We start from the raw sequence: 22,070 nt of genomic DNA on the forward strand, positions 1-22,070 counted from the left end.
CCGCACTGTCACATCCATCTGCTGTGCTGGGTCGCATTCCGCTTCTGGCAAAGGATTCCGGCCATGTTCTCCGTGCTGCGCCCGCACCGCCTCAAACTCGCCCTGCTCCTGCTGGCGGCCAACCTCGGGTTGATCCTGCACTTGGCCAGCGGCGAACTCAAACCCGTCGCCGAATGGGTCTGGCTGGACATCCTCGGCGAAGGTGGCTCGGCGCTGCTGGCGCTGGTCTGGCTGGGGTTGGTGCTGAAAAGCCGCCCGGCCGGACGGGTCACCAACTACCTGATCCTGGGCCTGGGCTGCATCTTCTTTTCCTGGTGGATCGACAGCCTTGATGAATTCATCCGCCTGCCCGACAGCATCACCTGGGACCACTGGCTCGAATCCGGGCCGATGCCGGTGGGCATGATCCTGCTGACCTTCGGCATCTATCACTGGCACCGGGAGCAACTGGCGATCAACGGGCAGATGGAAAAACGTGAGCGGCTGTTCCGCGAGCATCGCCTGTTCGACAAACTCACGCCGTTGGGCGGCGCCGACTTTCTCAAGCACGAACTGTCCGCCAGCCTGGAAGACAGTCGACGCCGCCAGCAACCCTTGTCGTTGCTGGCCCTGGACCTGGACAACTTCACGGCCATCAACCAGCGTTTCGGCCACGGCGAAGGCGATGCGGTGCTCCAGGCCGTCAGCCAGTTGCTGGTATTGAACCTGCGACGCCAGGATCTGCTCTGCCGCCTGGCCGGCGATCGCTTCGTGGTGCTGCTGCCCGACACCGGCGAGAGCCAGGCCCGGCGCCTGGCCCTGGAACTGGAAATTGCGGTGCGCAGCCTGGCCCACAAGACCCGGCAACACAGCGAACGGTTGCAATTGGTCGCCAGCACGGCGGTGGTCATGGCGTTCGACGAATCCCCCGAGGCCTTGCTCAAACGCCTGAACCTGGCGCTGGCCCAGTCCCGGACCACATTGGCGAAAAGCGCATGACGCTCAAGACGTGCTGGTACGAAACCGAAAGCCGCTTCATTCCGGGGCACTATCAGCCCGCCGCGCTGATCGACCTGGCGCTGTCGCGGGACATCGACAGCCATCGCCTGCTGCGCGGCACCGGGTTGTTTCACGACGATATCCTCGCCGGGCAGAGCCGTATCAGCCCGCAGCAGTTCCTCGGCCTGATCGACAATAGCCGGCGCCTGCTGGATGCCAGCGACAGTAGTTTCCTGTTTGGCCAGCGGCTGTTGCCGGGCCACTACGGGCCTGCGAGCCACGCCTTGCGCCACGCGCAGAATCTGCATCAGGCCCTGCAGACCCTGATCGACCAACAGGCGCTTCTCAGCCCGCTGGCCGCCCCGAGGCTGCTGTTGGACGAGCACTATGCCTATGTCCATTGGCTGGACAGCTGCGGCGCCGATGAACAATGGCGCTTCGTACTGGAGGCGAGCATGACCTCGATGGTGGCGATGAGCGCCTGGCTCAGCGGCGAACGCCTGCCCTGGCAGTGCAGCTTTCGCCACAGCGAACCGCGCTACATCGAGCAATATTGGGTGCATCTGGGTGAGCACACCCAGTTCGACCGCCCCCTGGACCTGATGCGCCTGCCCCGCCACTGCCTCGCCAAGCCCTGGCCCAACGTTTCCGCCACCGCCGGCCAGGTGGCGCGGATCGAAGCCCGGGAACAGCTCGATCAACTGGGTTTCGCTTCAAGCTTCCTGGATTGTATCTACGACTACCTGCACACTCATGTGCAGCAGACGCCCAGCCTGGAGCAGACCGCCCAGGCCTTCGCCATGAGCCCGGCAACCCTCAAGCGCAAGTTGCACAAGCACCACACCGGGTTCCAGCAACAGGTGGACCGGGTGCACACCCATGTGGCGTTGTATTTGTATCAGGTCAAGGGCTTCAGCAACGAGGAAGTGGCGCAGTACTTGCGCTTCAACGATACGGCGAACTTTCGGCGCTCATTCAAGCGCTGGACCGGCAGCACGCCGAATCTGATCCGGCAATTGCTGATGTTGGGCTGAACTGTGGGAGCAAGCCTTGCTCCCACAGATAAATTCCCTGCGGGCTCAGTGCCCGCGGATGTAATGCTCCAACTGCCGGATCAAATCCGCCTGCTCGACAATCGCCTCTTTCACCAGGTCACCAATGGACAGCAGGCCGATCAACTGCCCGTTATCCAGCACTGGCAGGTGCCGCAAGTGGCTGTCGGTCATGACTTCCATGCAGCGGTCGATGCTCTGCTGGCTGTCGGCGGTGACCACTGGCGCGCTCATGATGGTGCGCACCGTCGTCCCCACCGATGAGCGCCCCTTGAGCACCATCTTGCGCGCGTAGTCCCGCTCGCTGAACACACCCACCACCTGGCCGTCCTCGATCACCGGCAGCGCGCCGACATTTTTTTCGGCCATGATCTGCAGCGCTTCGAGCACCGTCTGCTCCGGTGCGATGCTGTGGACCTGCTGGTTTTGCACGCTCTTGAGTCTTACCAGTTGGGCGGCGGTTTTCATTACTAATCCCCAGGTTGCGAATCAAACAATAATTCGAGCTAAACCATCCCCTCGCCACAAATGGGTAAGCTGGTCAGTCTTCGCCAATCTCCACCACATCGCCATTGAACCGCACCGGCCATACCCGCAGGCTTTGCTCCGGGTACTCCAGGCAGTGGCCGTCTTCCAGGCGGAAATGCTGCTTGTACATCGGCGAGGCAATCACCAGGTCACCCTTTATGCTGCCCAACAAACCGCGGCCGATAACATTCGCACCCGACTTGGGGTCGCGATTGTCGATGGCGTACAGCGGCTTGTCCTGATGCTCGGGCAGGTACAGCAACGCCACTTGGCTGCCGTCGTGCCAGGCGACCACACCCGAGTTGGGCACCAGGTCCTCGCGGCTGCACAGGGCACGCCATTGCAAGGGTTCTTGAGCGACATCACGGACAGGAATACGAACGACGTTTGACTGGCTCATCAGAGCACCTCCTCGGTAACGGGAATCAGGTGGAGTTCGTGGGCGTGGACCGGCCGACGCTGGCCGCGCTCCCTGACGAAGTGAACATCCGGATCGCCGCGCCCGTCGTTGACGAAGGTGCGGAAACGCTTGAGTTTTTCCGGATCCTTGAGGGCATTGGCCCATTCGCATTCGTAGCGGTCGACCACCAGTTGCATCTGCGCTTCGAGCTCGGCGCCCAGGCCCAGGCTGTCGTGGATGATCACGTCCTTGAGGTAGTCCAGGCCGCCTTCCAGGCTTTCGCGCCAGACTGAGGTCCGTTGCAGCTTGTCGGCAGTACGGATGTAGAACATCAGGAAGCGGTCGATGTAGCGGATCAGCGTGGCGTCATCCAGGTCAGTTGCGAACAGCTCGGCGTGACGCGGGCGCATGCCGCCGTTGCCAGCCACGTAGAGGTTCCAGCCCTTCTCGGTGGCGATCACGCCGACGTCCTTGCTCTGGGCCTCGGCGCACTCGCGGGTGCAACCGGACACCGCGAACTTGAGCTTGTGCGGCGAGCGCAGGCCTTTGTAGCGATCCTCGATGGTCAGGGCCATCTGCACGCTGTCCTGCACGCCGTAGCGGCACCAGGTGCTGCCCACGCAGGATTTCACTGTGCGCGTGGATTTGCCGTAGGCATGCCCGGTTTCGAAACCGGCTTCGATCAGCTCGGCCCAGATGTCCGGCAACTGGTGCAACTGGGCGCCGAACAGGTCGATGCGCTGGCCGCCAGTGATCTTGGTGTAGAGGTCGTATTTCTTGGCGACCACGCCGATGGCGATCAGCTTGTCGGCGGTGATTTCCCCACCGGCGATACGCGGTACCACCGAGTAGGTGCCGTTTTTCTGCATGTTCGCCATGAAGGTGTCGTTGGTGTCCTGCAACGGCACCAGAGACGGGTCCATGATCGGCTGGTTCCAGCACGACGCCAGGATCGAGCCCACCGCCGGCTTGCACAGGTCGCAGCCGGTGTGGCCACGACCGTGCTTGGCCAGCAGTTCGTCGAAACTGATGATGCCTTCCACCCGCACCAGCGCATACAACTCCTGGCGGGTGTAGGCGAAATGTTCGCACAGGCTCTTGTCGACGCTGACGCCGCGGGCAGTCAACTCATGCTCGAACACTTGCTTGACCAGGGCCGCACAACCACCACACCCGGTACCGGCCTTGGTGTCACATTTGAGCTGGCCCAGATCAGTGCAGCCACCATCGATGGCCGAGCAGATCGAGCCCTTGGTGACATTGTGGCACGAGCAGATGGTGGCGGTTTCGGGCAGCGCCGCAGGGCCCAGGGTCGGGGCGCCTTCGGACGAGGGCAGGATCAGGCTGGCAGCGTCCTTGGGCAAGGCGATGCCGTTCTGCATGTATTGCAGCAAGGTGTCGTAGTAGCTGTTATCGCCCACCAGCACCGCGCCGATCACGCGCTTGCCGTCGGCGGCCACCACCAGTCGCCGGTAGCTGGCGCTGGTTTCGTCGATGAATTGGAAGCTGCGCGACCCCGGGGTGTTGCCATGGGCATCGCCGATGGAGCCAACGTCCACACCCAGCAACTTGAGCTTGGTCGACATGTCGGCCCCGGTGAAGGCTTCCGCGCTTTCGCCGCACAGCCGGGCCGCGACGTTGCGGGCCATCTGGTAGCCCGGGGCGACCAGGCCGAAAATGCTGCCGTTCCAGGCCGCGCATTCGCCGATGGCGTAGATGTCCGGGTCGCTGCTCTGGCAATGATCGTCGATCACCACGCCACCGCGCGGACCGATCTGCAGGTCGCTTTGGCGAGCCAGGGCATCCTGGGCACGGATGCCGGCGGAAAACACGATGAGGTCGGTTTCCAGAAAATCGTCGTCGCCGAAGTTCATCCGATAACGGTATTGCTCACCGACGCTGATGGACTGGGTGCCCTTGGACAGGTGCACGCCGACGCCCAGCTTCTCGATACGGGCCTTGAGGGCCAAGCCGCCCTGGGGATCCAATTGCACCGGCATCAGTCGGGGGGCGAATTCCACCACGTGGGCTTCCAGGCCCAGGGTCTTGAGGGCGTTGGCCGCTTCCAGGCCCAGCAGACCGCCACCGACCACCACGCCCCGACGGGCATTGCTGGCGGCGGCGCGGATCGCGTCCAAGTCCTCCAGGGTGCGATAGACCAGGCACGAATCGCCTTCGGCACCTTCAATCGGTGGCACGAACGGGTAGGAACCGGTGGCGAGCACCAGCTTGTCGTAGTGAAGGCGATCATGGGCGGTCACCACTTGATGCGCGTCACGGTCGATTTCCAGTACCGGCACACCCAGGTGCAACGTGACGCCGGGGGTCTGGTACAACGACGCTTCGCCAAGGGCCAGGGACTCGGCATCGCGGCCCGAGAAGTACTCGGACAGGTGCACACGGTCGTAGGCACGCATCGGCTCTTCGCTGAACACATGCACACGGTAATGATTGAGGGCACCGCGCTCGATCAGTTGCTCGACGCAGTGATGGCCGACCATGCCATTGCCGATCACGATCAGCGTTTGCAGCTTGTTCAGAGAAGCAACGTTGGAATTCATAAAAAGCACCCGGCAAAAGCCCATCACGATTTTGAAAGCAAAAAAAAGACGCCTGAAACCTTGCGGTTCCAGGCGTCTTTGCCTGTTCTGTGCGGTATCGGCCCGGCGACTGCGCCCCGACCTACCGTTGTCCCCCGGCCTGCTGGCACTCGATCTTCGTTGACCGACGGGGTTGCCCACTCGACTGTATTCGCGGTGGGCCTGGATAGCCTCTTGCAGCGAGCGTGCCAAACCTCGTCCAGCCCCTATTCATGGTCGCGCATTCACGGCTAATCCCCCTGTGGGAGCGGGCCTGCCCGCGAAGACGCCAGCTCTGTCACCGCAAGCTGAGTGGCGTCCGCCGCCGCTGCGCAAGCACCGCCAACTGCCTTGCGATGGTGCGAACACCTCGCCTGCGGCTTCATAAAAGTGCAGCCAGCCCTCAAGAGGGGCTTGCTCTCGATATCCGTCGGTCAGTTGGCAAAGAGGCTGAATATGCCGCCGTCATCGCGAGCAAGCTCGCTCCCACAGGGGTAAGTGGTGGTCGTGGGGTTGGGGGCGGTACAAATTTCCTGTGGGAGCGAGCTTGCTCGCGATAGCGGTAGTTCAGCTTGAAGGGGTGTCGACGGTCCTGTTCACCATTGCAACGATACTGACCAGCAGCTCTTCCTTCGCCTCGCCAGCGCTGATTTCCCCGGTGGCAGCGGCATTGGACAGTGCCTCCGCAGCCCCCAGCATCGCTCGCAAACCGGCCTGGGTGATGCCTTTCGTGCCGGCGAACGGTTCCAGCACGGCGCGGCACTTGTCGAGGAAAATCCCCTCGTATTCGCGCTTGATGCGTTCCAGCTCCGGCGTGCTGGTCAATGCCGCGATCACCCCGGGAATCTCCCGGCCTTGCAACAGCACGCATTCGACGTAGGAAGAAGCAATCACCGCCGCCCGGCTTTGCAGGGTCGCGTCGCTGGCGTCCAGGGCCGCGTCCATCAACGCGGTCTGGCGGGCGTCGAAATCCTGGTACAGCGCCGCCAGCAACCCGGACCGGGTGATGAAGTGGTCGTAGACGATGGGCTTGGTCACCCCCGCCTGATCTGCCAGCCGCGCCAGCGTCAGGGCGTCGCTGCCCTCCTCGCGCACCAGTCGCCAGGCGACATCCAGCAATTGTCGCTGCCGGTCATGCCGGGATAAACGACGACGAGGTGAAGACTGCGGATTTTCATCAGTGCTTGACATGCTAACTTTACCAACCGTAACTTACTAACCGTAACTTAACCCAGCATACCTGTCTTCCAGACTGCGTGACCAGAAGGAGTTTCGCCATGCATGCATTGATCGTTGTGGCTCACCACGACCCTCGTTCCCTCACCCACAGCCTGGCCGGAAAAATCGCCGAGGGCATCACCCGCGCCAACCCCGCCGATACGTTCGAGATCGCCGACCTGGCCGCCGAAGGCTTCGATCCGCGTTTCAGTTTCGCCGACCACGCCGTTCACCACCGCGAAGCCTTGCCGCCCGCGGATGTGCTGGCCGAACAAGCCAGGATCGATCGTGCCGATACGTTGGTGCTGGTCTATCCGATTTACTGGTGGTCCATGCCGGCGCTGCTCAAGGGCTGGATCGACCGGGTGTTTTCCAACGGCTGGGCATTCGATTTCAGCCTCGACAAGCCGTTTGTCCAACAACTGCAGCACTTGCGGGTGCACCTGGTGGCGGTCGGTGGCGCCGATGCCGACAGCTTCCAGCGCCACGGCTATGGCGAGGCGATGACCACGCAGATCGACCATGGCATTTTCGATTACTGCGGCGCCCGCGTGGTGAGTTCCCAACGTTTGCTCGAATCGGAAACCGCCGATCCGCACCAGCATTTGCAGGCCGCTAGCGTTATCGGCCAGCGGCTGTTCACGACGCTCGACGAGACCACACACGCCGCCACCGCCTGCGCTTGACCTCAGAGTGCCCGCCCCTGGGCAGCAGACAATGTCGCGTCACGAGCATAGATATCTGGGATGTACAACGGCTGGCCCTGGCTGTCCGCTTGTGCTGTCCAGTACCCCAGCAGGATCGGCACGGGCCGGGCCAACCGGAACTCATGGGTCGTCTCGCTGGCCAGCAGTGTATCGGTGCGTGCGCGTTCGGCCGGGCTTACCAGCAAGTCGCGCAAGTGCATCACTTGCTCGATCCGCACGCAGCCTGAACTGAAGGCTCGCGGACCTTTGCTGAACAGCGCCTGGCTCGGGGTGTCATGCAGGTACACCGAGAACGGATTGGGAAAGCGGATCGCCATTTTGCCCAACGGATTCTTCGGGCCTGGATCCTGGCGCAGCATGAGGTTGCCCGGGTGCTCCCAGTCGATATCCTCTGCCATCAACGGCAGGCCTTCACTGTCGAGGATCCGCAAGTTATGACGGGCGAGAAACTCCGGATCACGGCGGATCTCGGGCAGTTTGTCTTCGCGCATGATGGTGGGGGGGATGGTCCAGGTCGGGTTGAGCGTCAGTCGGGTGACGTGGGACTTGAGCAACGGTGTCTGCCGTTGCGCACGGCCCACCTGGGTGCGGGTTTGCCAGATTGGCTCGCCGCCTCGATAAACCGTCAACTGGGCCGCCGCCACGTTGACCAGGACGCTGTCGTTCTCCACGTCCTGGGCCAGCCAGCGCATGCGTTCCAGATTGATGCGCAACTGCTCGCGACGCATGGCCGGGCTGATGTTCAGCTCGGTCACGGTCCACGGCCCCACCACCCCATCGGCCTGCAGCGAATGCTGGAGCTGGAAGCTCTTCATCGCCTCCACCAGCGTGGGACTGTAGTGCTCGTCTGTCACCAACGGTGGTGTACTCAAGTAACCTTCGTTGAACAGTCGCTGGGCCAGGGCGGGTACGCGAGCGTCCTGCTTGTCCGGTTGCAGCAGCGGCCCGCCGGGCACGGGTTGCCAGTCGGATAAAGGCTGTTGCCGCAGCCGGGCATAAAGCCCGCGCAGGTTGCGATAAAGGTCAAGGTTCGGCCGGGCCTGTTCAAAGGCACTGGCGACGTTCTGCAGGCCTACCCCGGCGATGGCCAGAACCACGGCCTGGTGATCCTGTGGCGGCGGGTTGGCCTTCCATACCGGTTCCAGACGCTCTTGGGGCAAATAGCCGAAACGCAGGTCATGCAAGGCTTTCAGGTAGCGTTGGCTGATGGCGATGTCGACACAATGAGCACCCTGGTCTGCCCCCTGGGCCGGTAGGTTATAGCGGGTTGGATCCAGGCCGTCGTCGGCCAGTTGTTGCAACTGGACCTGCAACGCCCTCCGTCGTTCGTCGTCCGCCCAGGCTTCCTGGCCTGCGTTTTGCTGATAGAACGCCTGCAAGTCGAGCAACGCCTGAAAGTCGACACTTGCCGCTACTTTTGGACACGCGACCGCCAATTGCGCCAGTGTCGTCTGCACGAGCGCCGGATCGCTGTCTTCGGCTGTCGCGACCAATGGCGCAGTGAGCAATAAAAGGCTCAGGTAACATGCGGACTTTTTGAACAACTGCTTTACTCCACTCCATGGCCGTCTCGCTGACGGTAAATTTTGCGACAGGTACGACCCGCCATCATGCAAACAAACGAAATCGGACGGGATGCCGCGAACGAACACCACGCTGGAAACGCTTCGCCTGTACAGGGCTTTTTGCGCCGATTCTGTCTGGTCATGCTGGGCCTGGGCGTGATTTGCAGCCCGGCACTGGCCGAAAAGAAGACGAATTCGCAAACGCTCTACAACAGCCTCGCCCACGCAGCGCCGGAACTCAATCCCCTGGCGCTCAAAAGTGCCTTGAGCGCCATGCAATGCGCAGTCGCCAATGGCGCCAGCCAAGCCCGCCACCTGGCGGTCATCGACTACTCGCAACCCTCCACGGCCCGTCGCCTGTGGATCTTCGACCTGCGTCAGCAGAAGCTGGTATTGCGCGACCTGGTGGCCCACGGGCAAAAATCCGGGGAAAACTTCGCGACGCAATTCTCCAATCGCCTGGGCAGCTACCAATCCAGCCTGGGTCTGTTTCGCACCCAGGAAAGCTACCAGGGCACCCACGGCTATTCGCTGCGCATGGACGGCCTGGAGCCCGGTTTCAATGACCAGGCCCGTGATCGGGCAATCGTGATCCATGCCGCCGATTACGTGAACCCGTTGTGGAGCGTGCGCCAGGGACGCATCGGGCGCAGCCAGGGCTGCCCTGCCGTACGTCCCCAGGTAGCGCGCCAGGTGATCGACAAGCTCAAGGGCGGTCAATTCATGTTTTCCTGGTACCCGGACCCCAGTTGGCTCAAGCGTTCGGCGTACCTCAACTGCCAGCCGCAACAGGTTGCCAGCATTCTTGGCAGCAGTGGCAGTTAAGGTGGCAGGGATTGCGCCGGGGTAGCCTGCGGTTAAAATGCCGGCCTTTCAAATCCCTGGCGTTGCCTGAATGAATTGCGTAGCCCTTCAAACCCTTCACGCCCATTTGCTGACAGCCCTGGAGTCGGCGCCAGAAGAAACCCGGCGCCTGTTCCATGGCCGCGGTCGCTGCTGGCCGGGCCTGGAGCAAATCACTGTCGACTGGTTGCAAGGGTTGGTGCTGGTCTCGCTGTTCAAGGAGCCGGAACCCACGCACCTGGACGATTTGATCGCGACACTGCTGGCGCTCACTGCGTCGCCAGCCTGGCAACACAGCAAGGCCCATACGCTGGCGGTACAGCACCGCTACCTGCCGCAAAGCCTCACCCAATGGCTGGTGGGCGAGCCCATTGACGAATGGACCCTGACCGAAGGTGGCCTGCGTTACCGGATCGACCTGGGTAAGAAGCAGAACAACGGCCTGTTCCTCGACATGCGCTATGGCCGCGACTGGGTCCGGGCCAACGCCGAGGGCAAACGGGTACTGAACCTGTTCGCCTACACCTGTGGCTTCTCGGTGGCGGCAATCGCCGGCGGCGCCCGGCATGTGGTCAATCTGGACATGTCCCGTGCGGCCCTGAGCCGAGGTCGCGACAACCATCGACTGAACGGCCACGACCTGAGCCAGGTGAGTTTCCTCGGCCACGACTTGTTCAAGTCCTGGGGCAAGGTGATCAACAGTGGCCCGTACGACCTGGTGATCATCGATCCGCCGACCTTCCAGAAAGGCAGCTTCCTGCTGACCAAGGACTATCAACGGGTATTGCGCCGCCTGCCGGAACTGCTGACGGCCCACGGCACAGTCCTGGCCTGCAGCAACGACCCGGCCACCGGCGCGGATTTCCTCATCGACGGCGTTACCCAGCAAGCGCCGGGGCTGGTCTTCGAGAAACGCCTGGAAAATCCGCCGGAATTTCCCGACATCGATCTGGAGTGTGGCCTCAAGGCCCTGGTCTTCAAGACGACGCCTGGCCACTGACCTGCGACGCCACCAGGCCCACAGCACCTGTGTAGGAGCTGTGTAGGAGCTGTCGAGTGAAACGAGGCTGCGATCTTTCCCCAGACACCTGAGTCCCAAGCGAAAGATCAAAAGATCACAGCCTCCGGCAGCTCCTACAACGTTCCCGACGTCCACCAGGCGCTGACCAGCTCAGTCGTTATCCGACGCACCAGCGCCTCGACCTCCCGGCTCTTGAGCGAGCGATAGATCGCCATGGTACGTCGCAACTGATCTTCGGTGAGCGTCACCGGCTGGCCCGCAGTCCAATTCACATCCGCGACGGCCTCGAGTCCTGTGCGGCGCCAGACAGTACGGTCGCCCTGCGTGAAGGACTCCAGTGGGCTGGGCAGGTCGGCATCCGGTCGCGCCAGGTTATCCAGCAGCACCCGGGGCCAACGGGATGGATTCACCGGTTCACTGAACGCATCCACCAAATCGTCATCGACCGTTTCCCAGACCGCCAACCCTTCGGACCAGTCGCGAGACATCAACCCCAGGTAGGGACGCCAGGTCATTTCTCCGGTACGGGGGGATTGATCATTGTTGTTGAAAGTGTCCTGCGCGTCGCAGAGCCAGTCGATGAACGCCGCCCGCGTCATATGCGCCTGGCGCTGCTCGATGTTCGGATAACGCTCCGCCAGCATGTGGTTCCAAAAGGCGTAGTGCTCGATAAGGAAGCCTCCAAAAGGTACACCCTGCCGTTCGAGGCGAGCACGCTGGAGTGCTTCGAACATCGTGAAATGCAGTTCCAGCTCAGCAAGGTCTGGCTGTTGCCGGTCCAGACTGCGCGCTTGCAGCCGCACGCGCAGTTGCCCCAGTTGCTGATCGAAATCCGCGATCAAGTCCGGCAAGGGCGCATGAGCGTTCTGGTAGCCGATATAGTGCTGCAAAATAGCCGCCGCCCTCTGGCGATCGCCAAAGCTCAGCCCGAGAGACGAACGGGCATCGGCTTCCTGCATAGCGCCGGAGAACCAATCGATGAACCGTCGGTTTCCGGCGTTATCGCGGGCAACTTCCAAGGCCCGCTGAAGGCTGGGGGAGATATACAGCCAATCGTCGATGGTGTAGCGAAAAGCCTCGGGCACCATTGCGCGAAGGGCCTGGATTTGTGCGCTTGGCAACGGATTATCCTCCAGCCACAGCCCAACGGGATCTTCCCTCGGCCACCGGACCAGGGCAGGCAGCAGGTCATCCTGGATGTTGGCGATACGGTTTTCCCTGAGGTCGAGAATGAGCATGTCGGATGAAGGTCTCGATAACACCGTCAAAACCAGTGCCGGCACTCGATCAAGCCCGGTACTGGAAAGCTCCAGTTCCTGCAGGTTCACAAGCTCCGACAAATCCGGCAGGTCCCGGCAGTTGTTACCGCTCAGGCGCAGTTCCTCCAGGCCGACGGCCGTGCGCAGGAACGCACTGCCCTGCTGATCCAGGCGCAGACCACAGCGCGCCAGGTCCAATGTACGCAACCCGGGTAACGCGGTGATGGCCTGCAGCTCCTGGCGGGTGAAATGCAAGTTGTCAGCCCATACCAGCTCACGCAGGGAGATCAATCCGTCCAGGCGGTCGATAGCGGCGACCATGGCTGCACTGGCCCCCGCCTCCCCGCCGCTGCTGATTCCAGACAGGTGCAGCGTTCGTAAATGAAGCGCAGAACCGGCACCGAGCAGGGGCGCAAAGACATCCTCGTCCATCATGAGCGGATTGTTGCTCAGTGACAGCTCTATCAGCCCGGGCAGCTCGCCCGCGGCCATGGGCACCGCGGTGAGGTTGTTGCCTTGCAGGTGCAGCGTGTCCATGTTGGGGAACAGCCGCAGGAACGTCGAAGGGTCCTCGCTCAGGCCCATGTTCACCAGAAACAACTCTTCTATATGTTCAAAACTCGTGCTGATCGGCGGCAGACGACCGATGTTGTACCCCACCAGCCGCAATGCCAGCTCACTGCCCTCTTGACCTGGATCCGGTGCGCGTCGCCAGGCGCGGCGAATTTCCGCGGCTACGGCCCGGCGCAGCGAGAGCCGTGTCTCGGTGTCGAGGCTGTTCTCGGCCGGATGATGAGCGCCCTCATGGACCTCCCACTGACGCAGCTCATGATCCAGTGCGGTCCATTGGTTTTCCAGTTGGGCGACCAGGTTCTCCAGGCTCAGGCGCTGGCGACTGGCTTGTCTGGCCAGGGTCTCTTGAAGCCGCGCCAGTTCACTCCCGGCATAGCTTGGATAGAGTCGCTCAAGACGCGCTTCCAGGCTTCCACTCCAAACCTGCAAGGGAAGCCGTCCACGCCCGCTGAACGGATAACCCAAGCGCCCGTTCAGCCATTGCGGACGGGCGCCACGGGTGCCCAAGGGTTTTATCAGCAAATAGGGACGCAGGCCTGGCCGATCGTCAAGGGCTTGTGCGAGCAACCAGGTCCGCAGGGTGTCGCCCTGCCAGATGTTCAAGCCCAGCGCCCGGCGAGCGTCGTCCGGCAGCGCTCTGAGCAACGCCGCTTCCAGGTCCAGGGCATCGGCCAGTTCATGCCCCTCTTCGTCAAAGGAGCGGTACAGTTCGCCTTCCTGGCGGATGATTTTCAACGGCCCGGTTTCCCCCACCTCCAGCGGATTCGCAAGCTCGCGCAGAAACAGGCGCAGGCGCACCCGGCCTTGCAATTGGGGAGCGCTACCCACCAGCCCCATGATGATGCGATCCCGATCAACGCTGCTCTCACCGCGTTCCAGGGCACGCAAGGCACGGCTCAGGCGCAGCTCGCGCAGGGCTTCGGCGCATTGACTGCCCAAGCCTTCTCCCACCCGGCCCTCAGTCAGGCGCACGCGGTCCTGGCCGATGGCCTGGCTGGCTAGCTCGTTGGCCATGGATTGTGGCAAGCCCGGAAAAGCCCGGACCAGTGGGACGGCCAGGGGATCTAGCCCGATGGTACGGAGCATGGCGTCGATCACCCGCCGTGTATTGCGCTGCAGATGCCTGGCCCAGTGCCCGGCCAACAGCCGACTGCGCTCCACGGGCGGCAAGCCGAGACTGCCTTGGCCCAGCAGCGAGGTCTGTTCAGCCGTGCTCAGGCCAGCCAGGACACGCTCGGCCCACGCGTCGTGTTCCAGGTCCGCTTTGCGTAGATAGAGCGAGCGCGTGTCGGCCAGGTCACCAATGGGATGAAGGGCCACGCCGTCGTGGTAGCGCAACGTCAGGTCGCTTGGCCAACCCGGCAACTCCACAATCGTCTGGACGATGCGAAAGTGCCCGCTTTGCGGCGTTTCATTACGCAGCAACCGTTCAATGGTGTACCGCACCTGCTGCCAACACCTGACCTCGTCCAGGGTATTGGCGAGTATCGCCGGCATCGGCTGCCCCTCTACTTGCAAGTAGCGCAGATGCGCGTCGCTGATGCCGACCTGCCGCTGCATAACGAGGATCGTCCTGTCGTCCAGCTCGGCCGGCGTCTCGGCGAAGTTGCGCAACAGCTCCAGGCGGCCCCGTTGCAAGGGGTTGCGATGCGCCCATCGCCAGCCACGGGCACGACTCCACTCCAGGGGTGGGCGCACGCCTTTATGTCCCGCAGGCAGGCGCAGGTCCAAGGCATCGCCCGTGCCTTGGACTTGGAAGTAGCGGTCCTCGATTCGCACCCACGCCTCGTTTGGCGTGCGCCAGACACCCCAGGCGTCTTGCTCCGCTTCCACAGGTGGAAAGTGTCTCGCTTCAAAAGGCCTGACATCGCCATTCCACAGGCGCGTGGTGCCGTCACTCACGGGCATGGGTTCCACCGTCCCGCCGACGAACCCCAGGTAGGCACCTTGAGCAACGCCGAACAACACGTTGAAGATATGTTCGATGCCTTCCTGGGCGTGCCCTTCGTTGAAGGCCTGGATACCTTCGAAGATTTCATACACCAGCCGCACGCCCCCGACCGCTGCCGCCGTCATGCCGAGGGGCGCGCAGAACGGGAAGAAGGTCGCCGCGAGCATGAGCGTGCGCTCGACAAGGCTTTCCCAATACGCGAAGCGAGCCTGCAGCGCCTGCCAGTCCTGGTCCCGGGTCGGGACCATCAGCGCCGCGGCGTTGGCCAAGGCATGGCCACGCCATTCGTGATAGCCGGCTGGCCAAGGTGGCTCACGCAAATCACTCAAGCCCCAGGCCACCTTGGGCATGGGTATCCGAATGCGGCTGCCGTCCTCGCCCCGTTCGCCTTCGCGCCACCCCGTGATACGGGCATGGATTTCCTGTAGCACATTTGGGTGAGTCTCCAGCCGCCACTCCACTTGATCATGCAGGGCCGTCCCCAGCCAGGCCTGCAAACGCAGCGGCAGGTAGCGCATCAGGCTTTCTCGATAGCTACGTCTACGTACCCGCTCGGTCAACTCCGCAGACATGGCCTGCAAACTGGTGAATTGCTTGAGCGGTGCCACCGCATCATGGGGCATGTGCAGGACGATCGGGCGCACACCTCTGGCGTCCCCTTGCACGCCCCAATACACCCGCGCACCGAACAGCGGCACGGACAGCAGCTCCAGCGACTTGACCTCGCAGGCCAAAGGCGCAATGGACCGGGCTTGGAGTTGAATGCCGGCGTAGGCCAGCAGGCGCTCACCGGTTTCATCGAGGCGCCCGTCCAACTTTGCCTCGTAGGCGTCATGGGTGAGCAGGCTGCGTGCGTACGCCATGTAGGCGCTGGCAACGGCAGGCACCTCGGCGCCGATGCGCGGCAACCGCCGTTCAAGCACCGTGCGGTAGGCGCCACCGGCATCCATGCGCCGACACAGGCGGGCGAATTCAGCCGGGGTCGTGGGTAATAAGACGGTATCCGACGGCACGTTCCATGGGCGGAACTCTTGCGGTTTTCCCTGAATGAACAGCTGGCCCGTGTTGTCGAAATCGCTGCCGGTGACCGCCTCGGTGGGCGCGTAATTGCGCATGGCCGCTTCCACCACTGACAGCGAGGGCTCATAGCGGAAGGCGCCGCGCCTGACCCTTGCCCGGCGTATGGCATCGGCAGCACCGCCGGTGCCATTCACCGCTGGCCAGGCCTGTATTTCCGGCTGGGCTTGCAGCAAGTTGCGCGTGAAGGTCTCCGGCGCCGGCAGGTCGACAAGCAGTGCATTGAGCGCATCACTGTCACGCTGCAGTTGCTGGGCAAGGACCTTGAAACGCTCCTGGTCGGCCCGTGACGCGCGTTTCAGCCAGGTGGGCAACCTGGCCTGGATAAAATCGACATGGGTATCTTGAGTGGACATGATGGACCTCCTTCCTTGGGGTCGATTGAGCATTGGAGATGCTGAGGCACACTGAATTGATGTGCCTGCGATGCTCGCGAAAACAAGCGCTTTTTGAAACCGCCCAACCGTTGCAAGGGGTTGCGGTCCCAATCAGTCCCCCGCTCGCCCGTTTGCCTTGCTGCGCAGCAAATCGATGAACAGTCCCAACTCCCGGCTCACCGGTTCACCCTTGCGGCGCAGTAACCCGAACGGCGCCAGTTGCACATCGAGCGCCACCGGCAACGCCACCACCAGGCCCATCTTCAGGTAATCGCGCAAGGCGGTTTCCGAGAGCACCATGATCGCGTCGGTCAGTTGAATCAGTTGCTGCATGGAATACACCGAGCTGCACTCGATGATGTCCGCCGGCGTTGGCAGCGCCAGGCGTTGCAACGCCTGATCGAGGCCGATGCGCGCCGGGCTGGTTTCCGGTTGCAGGATCCACGGCCAGTCGCTGACCAGTTCGGCCAGCGCCAGTTTCTTGCGTCGCGCCAGGGGATGGCCGGCGTGGACCACTACCAGCAAACGTTCGTTGCCCAACTGTTCGAACTCGTAGTGCTCGCTGTCGGTGGCCGCGTTGCGTCGGGCGATGGCCAGGTCGATACGGCCCTGTTCCAACAACTGGATCACCTGGTCGCTGGTGTCGCCCATGATGCGGATCCGCAGTTGTGGGTTGAGGGCCTTGATGCGTGCGATGGAGTCCATCACCAGGTCCGGTGCGGCGCCCATGATGGTGCCGATCGACAGATAGCCGTAACCGCCCTGCTGACGCGCCAGCAGGTCTTCGGCGCAGCGGTCCAGGCCACTGAGGGCCAACTCGGCGAAGCGGATCAGTTCCTGGCCCAAGGCAGTCGGGCGCATGCCCCGGGGCAGGCGCTCGAACAGGTCGCAACCGAACATGTCCTCGATCTCGTGCAGCATCCGGGTCGCCGCCGGTTGCGACATGTTCAGGCTCTGGGAGGCGCGATGCAGGTTCTGGCTGGCACTCAGGGCCACCAGCATGTGCAGATGTTTATAACGCAGGCGGTTGAACAGGCTGCGGGACAGCACGGGATGGGTCATCGAGGGCCTCTTTATCGATACCTTGAGGGTATCGCTTGTTAGCGAGATTCGATTTGTAACGCATCGTTAGCCGGCCGTACAGTCCAGCCCATAAGAACAAATACCTGCTAAAGGAACCCCGCGATGAAGACTCTTCCTGCGTCTGTGCTGGCCAAGATTTCCTGGCACCTGCTGCCCTTCCTGTTGCTGATGTACATCATGGCCTTTCTCGACCGCGCCAACGTCGGGTTCGCCAAGCAAGCCTTCCAGGCCGACACCGGTATCGGCGATGCAGCGTTCGCCTTTGGCGCCGGGGTGTTCTTTGCCGGCTACGCCTTGTTGGAGGTGCCGAGCAACCTGATCCTGCACCGCGTCGGTGCCCGGTTGTGGATGTGCCGGATCATGGTGACCTGGGGCCTGGTGTCGGCGGCCATGGTCTTTGCCCACAACGAAACGAGTTTCTACGTGCTGCGCTTCTTGCTGGGCGTGGCCGAAGCCGGGTTCTTTCCCGGTGTCATCCTCTACCTCACCTATTGGTTCCCCTCGGCGGCCCGGGGCAAGGCCATGGGCTTCTTCTACTTCGGCGCGCCGCTGGCGTTCATCTTCGGCAGCCCGCTGTCGGGCCTGTTGTTGGAGCTGGACGGTTTTGTCGGTGTCCACGGCTGGCAGTGGTTGTTCGCCGTTGAAGGCCTGATGGCTTCGGCTGTGGGCATCTGGGCCTATTGGTACCTGGACAACCGCCCCGCCGATGCTAAATGGTTGACGGTCGAAGAACGCCGGCAGGTCCAGGCGTTGCTCGATGCCGAGGACCAGCACAAACAATCCCACGGCCGCAGCCTGCTCAGCGTGCTGTGCCAGCCTTCTGTGTTGTACCTGTGCCTGATTTACCTGCTCATCCAGGCCAGCGTCTATGGCGTGGTGTTTTACCTGCCGACCCAGGTCGGCGGTCTGTTGGGCAGCAAGGTCGGGCTGATGGTGGGGCTGGTCACGGCAATTCCGTGGATCTGCGCCCTGTGCGCGGCCTACCTGATTCCCGGTTACAGCGACCGCACCGGCCAGCGCCGCCGTACCGCCGCGCTGACCCTGCTGATGGCGGCCGTCGGGATCGCCTGCTCGGTGAGTGTGTCCAGCCCATTGCTGGGAATCATCGCCCTGTGCTTCGCCGCTTCCGGCTTCATCGCCGTGCAGCCGGTGTTCTGGACCTTTCCGTCCAGCTACCTGGCCGGCAGCGCGGCAGCAGCGGGTATCGCGTTGATCAATTCCTTTGGCGCCCTCGGCGGCTTTATCGCCCCGGTGCTGAAGAATTGGGCCGAAGGCGCCTTCCACTCCCCCGCCGCGGGCCTCTACCTGCTCTCTGTTACCACCGTTATCGCCGCGTTGCTGGTGCTGGGTATCCACTCGCCCGGCCAACGTGCTTCGAAGACGCCCGCCACTGTTTAACTCAAGGAGCTGCATACATGGGTATTCCCACAATCAAACACGTTCGCGCCTTCGTGCTTCGAGGCGGCGGCGCCGATTATCACGATCAGGCCGATGGCCACTGGATCGACGATCACATCGCCACGCCCATGAGCAAGTACCCGGACTACCGCCAGAGCCGCCGCAGTTTCGGCATCAATGTGCTCGGTACCCTGGTGGTGGAAATCGAAGCCAGCGATGGCACCGTCGGGTTCGCCGTGACCACCGGTGGCGAGCCCGCGGCGTACATCGTTGAAAAGCACTTGGCACGATTCGTCGAAGGCGCCCGGGTGACCGACATCGAGAAGATCTGGGACCAGATGTACCAGTCGACGCTCTACTACGGTCGCAAGGGCCTGGTGATCAACACGATTTCCGGCGTGGACCTGGCGCTCTGGGACTTGCTCGGCAAGATCCGCCAGGAGCCGGTGCATCAACTGCTCGGCGGCGCGGTGCGTGATGAATTGCAGTTCTATGCCACCGGCGCACGGCCGGACCTGGCGCAGAAAATGGGTTTCATCGGCGGCAAGATGCCTTTGCATCATGGCCCGGCCGAAGGCGAGGAAGGCCTGCGCAAGAATCTCGAAGCCCTGGCAACCATGCGCGAGCGGGTCGGCCCCGATTTCTGGCTGATGCTCGATTGCTGGATGAGCCTGGACCTCAACTACGCCACCCGGCTCGCGATCGGCGCCCACGAGCACGGTTTGAAGTGGATCGAAGAGGCGTTGCCGCCCGACGACTACTGGGGCTACGCCGCGCTGCGCAACAACGTGCCCAAGGGCATGCTGGTGACCACCGGTGAGCATGAGGCCACCCGTTGGGGCTTTCGCATGCTGCTGGAGATGGGTTGCTGCGACATCATCCAGCCGGACGTTGGCTGGTGTGGCGGCCTCACCGAACTGGTGAAGATCTCGGCCCTGGCCGACGCCCACAACGCGCTGGTGATTCCCCACGGCTCCTCGGTCTACAGCTATCACTTCGTCGCCACCCGGCATAACAGCCCATTCGCCGAATTCCTGATGATGGCGCCCAAGGCCGACGAAGTGGTGCCGATGTTCCATCCGCAACTGCTGGGCGAACCGGTGCCGGTGGAAGGCCGCATGCGCCTGTCGGTCCTTGACCAGCCTGGCTTCGGCGTGACGCTCAATCCGGATTGCCAGTTGCACCGACCTTATCACCGCGAAAGGAGCACGCCATGAACATGCCCCGCAACGCCTTCAAGGCCGCGCTCAGCTCAACACAAACCCAATACGGTATCTGGGCCGGTTTCGCCACCGGCTATGCCGCCGAGATCATCGCCGGCACCGGTTACGACTGGATGCTGATCGATGGCGAACACGCACCCAACACCGTACCCAGCGTACTCGGCCAGCTCCAGGCCGTGGCGCCCTATGCCACCGCGCCGGTGGTGCGGGCGGTGACTGGCGACGCCAACCTGATCAAGCAGTTGCTGGATGTCGGTGCCCAGACCCTGATGATTCCCATGGTCGAAACCGCCGAGCAGGCTCAGGCCCTGGTGCGTGCCATGCGTTATCCGCCCCATGGTATTCGTGGTGTGGGCGGCGGCCTGACCCGCGCCACTCGTTGGGACGGTGTGGCGAACTACCTCACCACCGCCCATGAAGAACTGTGCCTGATCGTCCAGGTGGAATCGCGCACGGGCGTGGAAAACGTCGAAGCGATCGCTGCCGTCGAGGGCGTGGACGCGGTGTTCATCGGCCCCGCCGACCTGTCCATCGGACTCGGCCATGCAGGCAACCCGGGACATCCCGAGGTACAGGAGCGCATCCGGCACGCGGTCGACGCCACCCTCGCAGCGGGCAAGGCCTGCGGCATCCTGGCGCCCAACGAAGCCGATGCGCGTCGCTATCAGGCTTGGGGCTGCCAGTTCATTGCGGTGGCCATCGACATCAGTCTGCTGCGCCAGAGCGCCCAGGCCACCCTCGCCCGCTATCGCGAACCTGCCACCGTCCAAGTGCCGTCGCGCACTTACTGAAGGAGCCTGTCATGTCATCCGTTCCTGTGTTCCAGAACTTCATCAACGGCCAGTTCACCCACAGCGAAGCGCACCTGGACGTGTACAACCCGGCCACCGGCGCATTGCTGTCCCGGGTCCCGGCCTCCACTTGCGCCGATGTCGATCAGGCCTTGGCTGGCGCCCGCGCTGCGCAGAAAGCCTGGTCGGCGAAACCGGCCATCGAGCGCGCCGGTTACCTGCGGCGCATCGCCAGCAAACTGCGGGAGAACGTTGCGCACCTGGCGCGCACCATCACCCTGGAACAAGGCAAGATCAGCGCCCTGGCCGAAGTGGAGGTGAACTTCACCGCCGACTACCTTGACTACATGGCCGAGTGGGCCCGGCGCATCGAAGGCGAAATCATCACCAGCGACCGGCCCGGGGAAAACATCTTCCTGTTCCGCAAGCCCTTGGGCGTGGTCGCGGGCATCCTGCCGTGGAACTTCCCGTTCTTTTTGATCGCCCGCAAGATGGCGCCGGCCCTGCTGACCGGCAACACCATCGTCATCAAGCCCAGCGAAGAAACCCCGAACAACTGCTTCGAATTCGCCCGGTTGGTGGCCGAAACCGACTTGCCTCCCGGCGTATTCAACGTGGTGTGTGGCGACGGCCAGGTGGGCGCGGCCCTGAGCGGCCACAAAGGCGTGGACATGATCAGCTTTACCGGCAGCGTTGATACCGGCTCGCGGATCATGACGGCGGCTGCGACGAACATTACCAAACTCAACCTGGAGCTGGGCGGCAAGGCCCCGGCCATTGTCTTGGCGGACGCTGACCTGGCGTTGGCGGTCAAGGCAATTCGCGACTCACGGATCATCAACACCGGTCAGGTCTGCAACTGTGCCGAGCGGGTCTACGTGGAGCGCAAGGTCGCCGATCAATTCATCGAACGCATCAGCGCGGCCATGTCCGCCACCCGTTACGGCGACCCGCTGGCCGAGCCCGATGTCGAGATGGGCCCCTTGATCAACCGCCAGGGCCTGGACAGCGTCGAGCGCAAAGTGCGGATCGCCCTGCAGCAAGGTGCCAGCCTGATCAGCGGAGGCCGCGTGGCAGACCGCCCCGACGGTTTCCACTTCGAACCCACCGTGCTCGCCGGTTGCAACGCCTCGATGGACATCATGCGCGAGGAAATCTTCGGTCCGGTACTGCCCATCCAGATCGTCGACGACCTGGACGAAGCGATCGCCCTGGCCAACGACTGCGACTATGGCCTGACCTCTTCGGTCTATACCCGGGACCTGGGACGCGCCATGCACGCCATTCGGGGCCTGGACTTTGGCGAGACCTACGTCAACCGCGAAAACTTCGAAGCCATGCAGGGGTTCCATGCCGGAGTGCGCAAGTCCGGGGTTGGCGGGGCCGATGGCAAGCATGGCTTGTATGAGTACACCCATACCCATGCGGTGTACTTGCAAAGCTGACC

The 22,070-nt window shown here is 62.9% G+C and carries 16 protein-coding genes; 9 read left to right on the forward strand and 7 right to left on the reverse strand.

Annotated features, from left to right (window positions below; all coding sequences use genetic code 11):
- Positions 1-63: 63 nt before the first annotated feature.
- Both KI235_RS16005 and KI235_RS16010 read left to right on the forward strand, forming a co-directional pair.
- The gene (locus tag KI235_RS16005) at positions 64-978 is read left to right on the forward strand and encodes a GGDEF domain-containing protein (RefSeq protein WP_212795152.1); all 915 of its coding nucleotides are present in this window, start codon (positions 64-66) and stop codon (positions 976-978) included.
- A complete protein-coding gene (locus tag KI235_RS16010; RefSeq protein WP_212795153.1) occupies positions 975-2,012 on the forward strand; it encodes an AraC family transcriptional regulator in 1,038 nt (345 codons plus the stop codon). The genes KI235_RS16005 and KI235_RS16010 overlap by 4 nt, the downstream gene beginning before the upstream one ends.
- 45 nt (positions 2,013-2,057) lie before the next feature.
- Here KI235_RS16010 and KI235_RS16015 read toward each other — a convergent pair whose 3' ends face one another.
- The 4 genes from KI235_RS16015 to KI235_RS16030 form a co-directional block, all read right to left on the reverse strand.
- Positions 2,058-2,498: a CBS domain-containing protein gene (locus KI235_RS16015; protein ID WP_003202071.1), complete on the reverse strand. Its 441-nt coding sequence runs from the start codon at positions 2,496-2,498 to the stop codon at positions 2,058-2,060.
- A 73-nt stretch (positions 2,499-2,571) separates the two neighbouring features.
- Positions 2,572-2,958, reverse strand: coding sequence for a nitrite reductase small subunit NirD (nirD, locus tag KI235_RS16020; RefSeq protein ID WP_212795154.1), 387 nt, complete (start codon positions 2,956-2,958; stop codon positions 2,572-2,574).
- Complete coding sequence (gene nirB / locus KI235_RS16025; protein WP_013693417.1) at positions 2,958-5,519, reverse strand: nitrite reductase large subunit NirB; 2,562 nt, start codon at positions 5,517-5,519, stop codon at positions 2,958-2,960. Before nirB ends, nirD begins: the two co-directional genes overlap by 1 nt.
- A 585-nt stretch (positions 5,520-6,104) precedes the next feature.
- Positions 6,105-6,728, reverse strand: coding sequence for a TetR/AcrR family transcriptional regulator (locus KI235_RS16030; RefSeq protein WP_003202078.1), 624 nt, complete (start codon positions 6,726-6,728; stop codon positions 6,105-6,107).
- Between the two features lie 86 nt (positions 6,729-6,814).
- Here KI235_RS16030 and KI235_RS16035 point away from each other — a divergent pair, with 86 nt between their 5' ends.
- A complete protein-coding gene (locus KI235_RS16035) occupies positions 6,815-7,441 on the forward strand; it encodes an NAD(P)H-dependent oxidoreductase (protein ID WP_003202080.1) in 627 nt (208 codons plus the stop codon).
- Between the two features lie 2 nt (positions 7,442-7,443).
- Here KI235_RS16035 and KI235_RS16040 read toward each other — a convergent pair whose 3' ends face one another.
- Positions 7,444-9,006, reverse strand: a complete 1,563-nt coding sequence (locus tag KI235_RS16040; protein WP_003202082.1) for a L,D-transpeptidase family protein — start codon at positions 9,004-9,006, stop codon at positions 7,444-7,446.
- Positions 9,007-9,168: 162 nt separating this feature from the next.
- Between KI235_RS16040 and KI235_RS16045 the strand changes: the two genes are divergently transcribed.
- Entirely contained in the window at positions 9,169-9,852 is a 684-nt protein-coding gene (locus tag KI235_RS16045) for a murein L,D-transpeptidase catalytic domain family protein (RefSeq protein ID WP_003202085.1), read from the forward strand.
- A gap of 70 nt (positions 9,853-9,922) precedes the next feature.
- Positions 9,923-10,870: a class I SAM-dependent methyltransferase gene (locus KI235_RS16050; RefSeq protein WP_003202087.1), complete on the forward strand. Its 948-nt coding sequence runs from the start codon at positions 9,923-9,925 to the stop codon at positions 10,868-10,870.
- Between the two features lie 134 nt (positions 10,871-11,004).
- Here the strand turns inward: KI235_RS16050 and KI235_RS16055 are convergent, their stop codons facing one another.
- Together KI235_RS16055 and KI235_RS16060 are read right to left on the reverse strand one after the other, a co-directional pair.
- Positions 11,005-16,107, reverse strand: a complete 5,103-nt coding sequence (locus KI235_RS16055; protein WP_212795155.1) for a DUF6543 domain-containing protein — start codon at positions 16,105-16,107, stop codon at positions 11,005-11,007.
- Between the two features lie 132 nt (positions 16,108-16,239).
- Positions 16,240-17,190 (reverse strand): LysR family transcriptional regulator, encoded by a 951-nt coding sequence (locus KI235_RS16060; RefSeq protein WP_003202090.1) that lies wholly within the window; start codon positions 17,188-17,190, stop codon positions 16,240-16,242.
- 123 nt (positions 17,191-17,313) lie between these two features.
- Here KI235_RS16060 and KI235_RS16065 point away from each other — a divergent pair, with 123 nt between their 5' ends.
- The 4 genes from KI235_RS16065 to aldA are packed head-to-tail and all read left to right on the forward strand — an operon-like array spanning position 17,314 to position 22,068.
- Entirely contained in the window at positions 17,314-18,609 is a 1,296-nt protein-coding gene (locus tag KI235_RS16065) for an MFS transporter (RefSeq protein WP_013693421.1), read from the forward strand.
- A gap of 17 nt (positions 18,610-18,626) precedes the next feature.
- Entirely contained in the window at positions 18,627-19,826 is a 1,200-nt protein-coding gene (rhmD, locus tag KI235_RS16070) for an L-rhamnonate dehydratase (RefSeq protein ID WP_003202093.1), read from the forward strand.
- Positions 19,823-20,623: an HpcH/HpaI aldolase/citrate lyase family protein gene (locus KI235_RS16075; RefSeq protein ID WP_003202095.1), complete on the forward strand. Its 801-nt coding sequence runs from the start codon at positions 19,823-19,825 to the stop codon at positions 20,621-20,623. The genes rhmD and KI235_RS16075 overlap by 4 nt, the downstream gene beginning before the upstream one ends.
- A gap of 11 nt (positions 20,624-20,634) precedes the next feature.
- Positions 20,635-22,068: an aldehyde dehydrogenase gene (aldA, locus tag KI235_RS16080; protein WP_013693422.1), complete on the forward strand. Its 1,434-nt coding sequence runs from the start codon at positions 20,635-20,637 to the stop codon at positions 22,066-22,068.
- Positions 22,069-22,070: the final 2 nt, after the last annotated feature.

Source organism: Pseudomonas sp. St386 (assembly GCF_018325865.1).
GTDB classification, from domain to species: domain Bacteria; phylum Pseudomonadota; class Gammaproteobacteria; order Pseudomonadales; family Pseudomonadaceae; genus Aquipseudomonas; species Aquipseudomonas brassicacearum.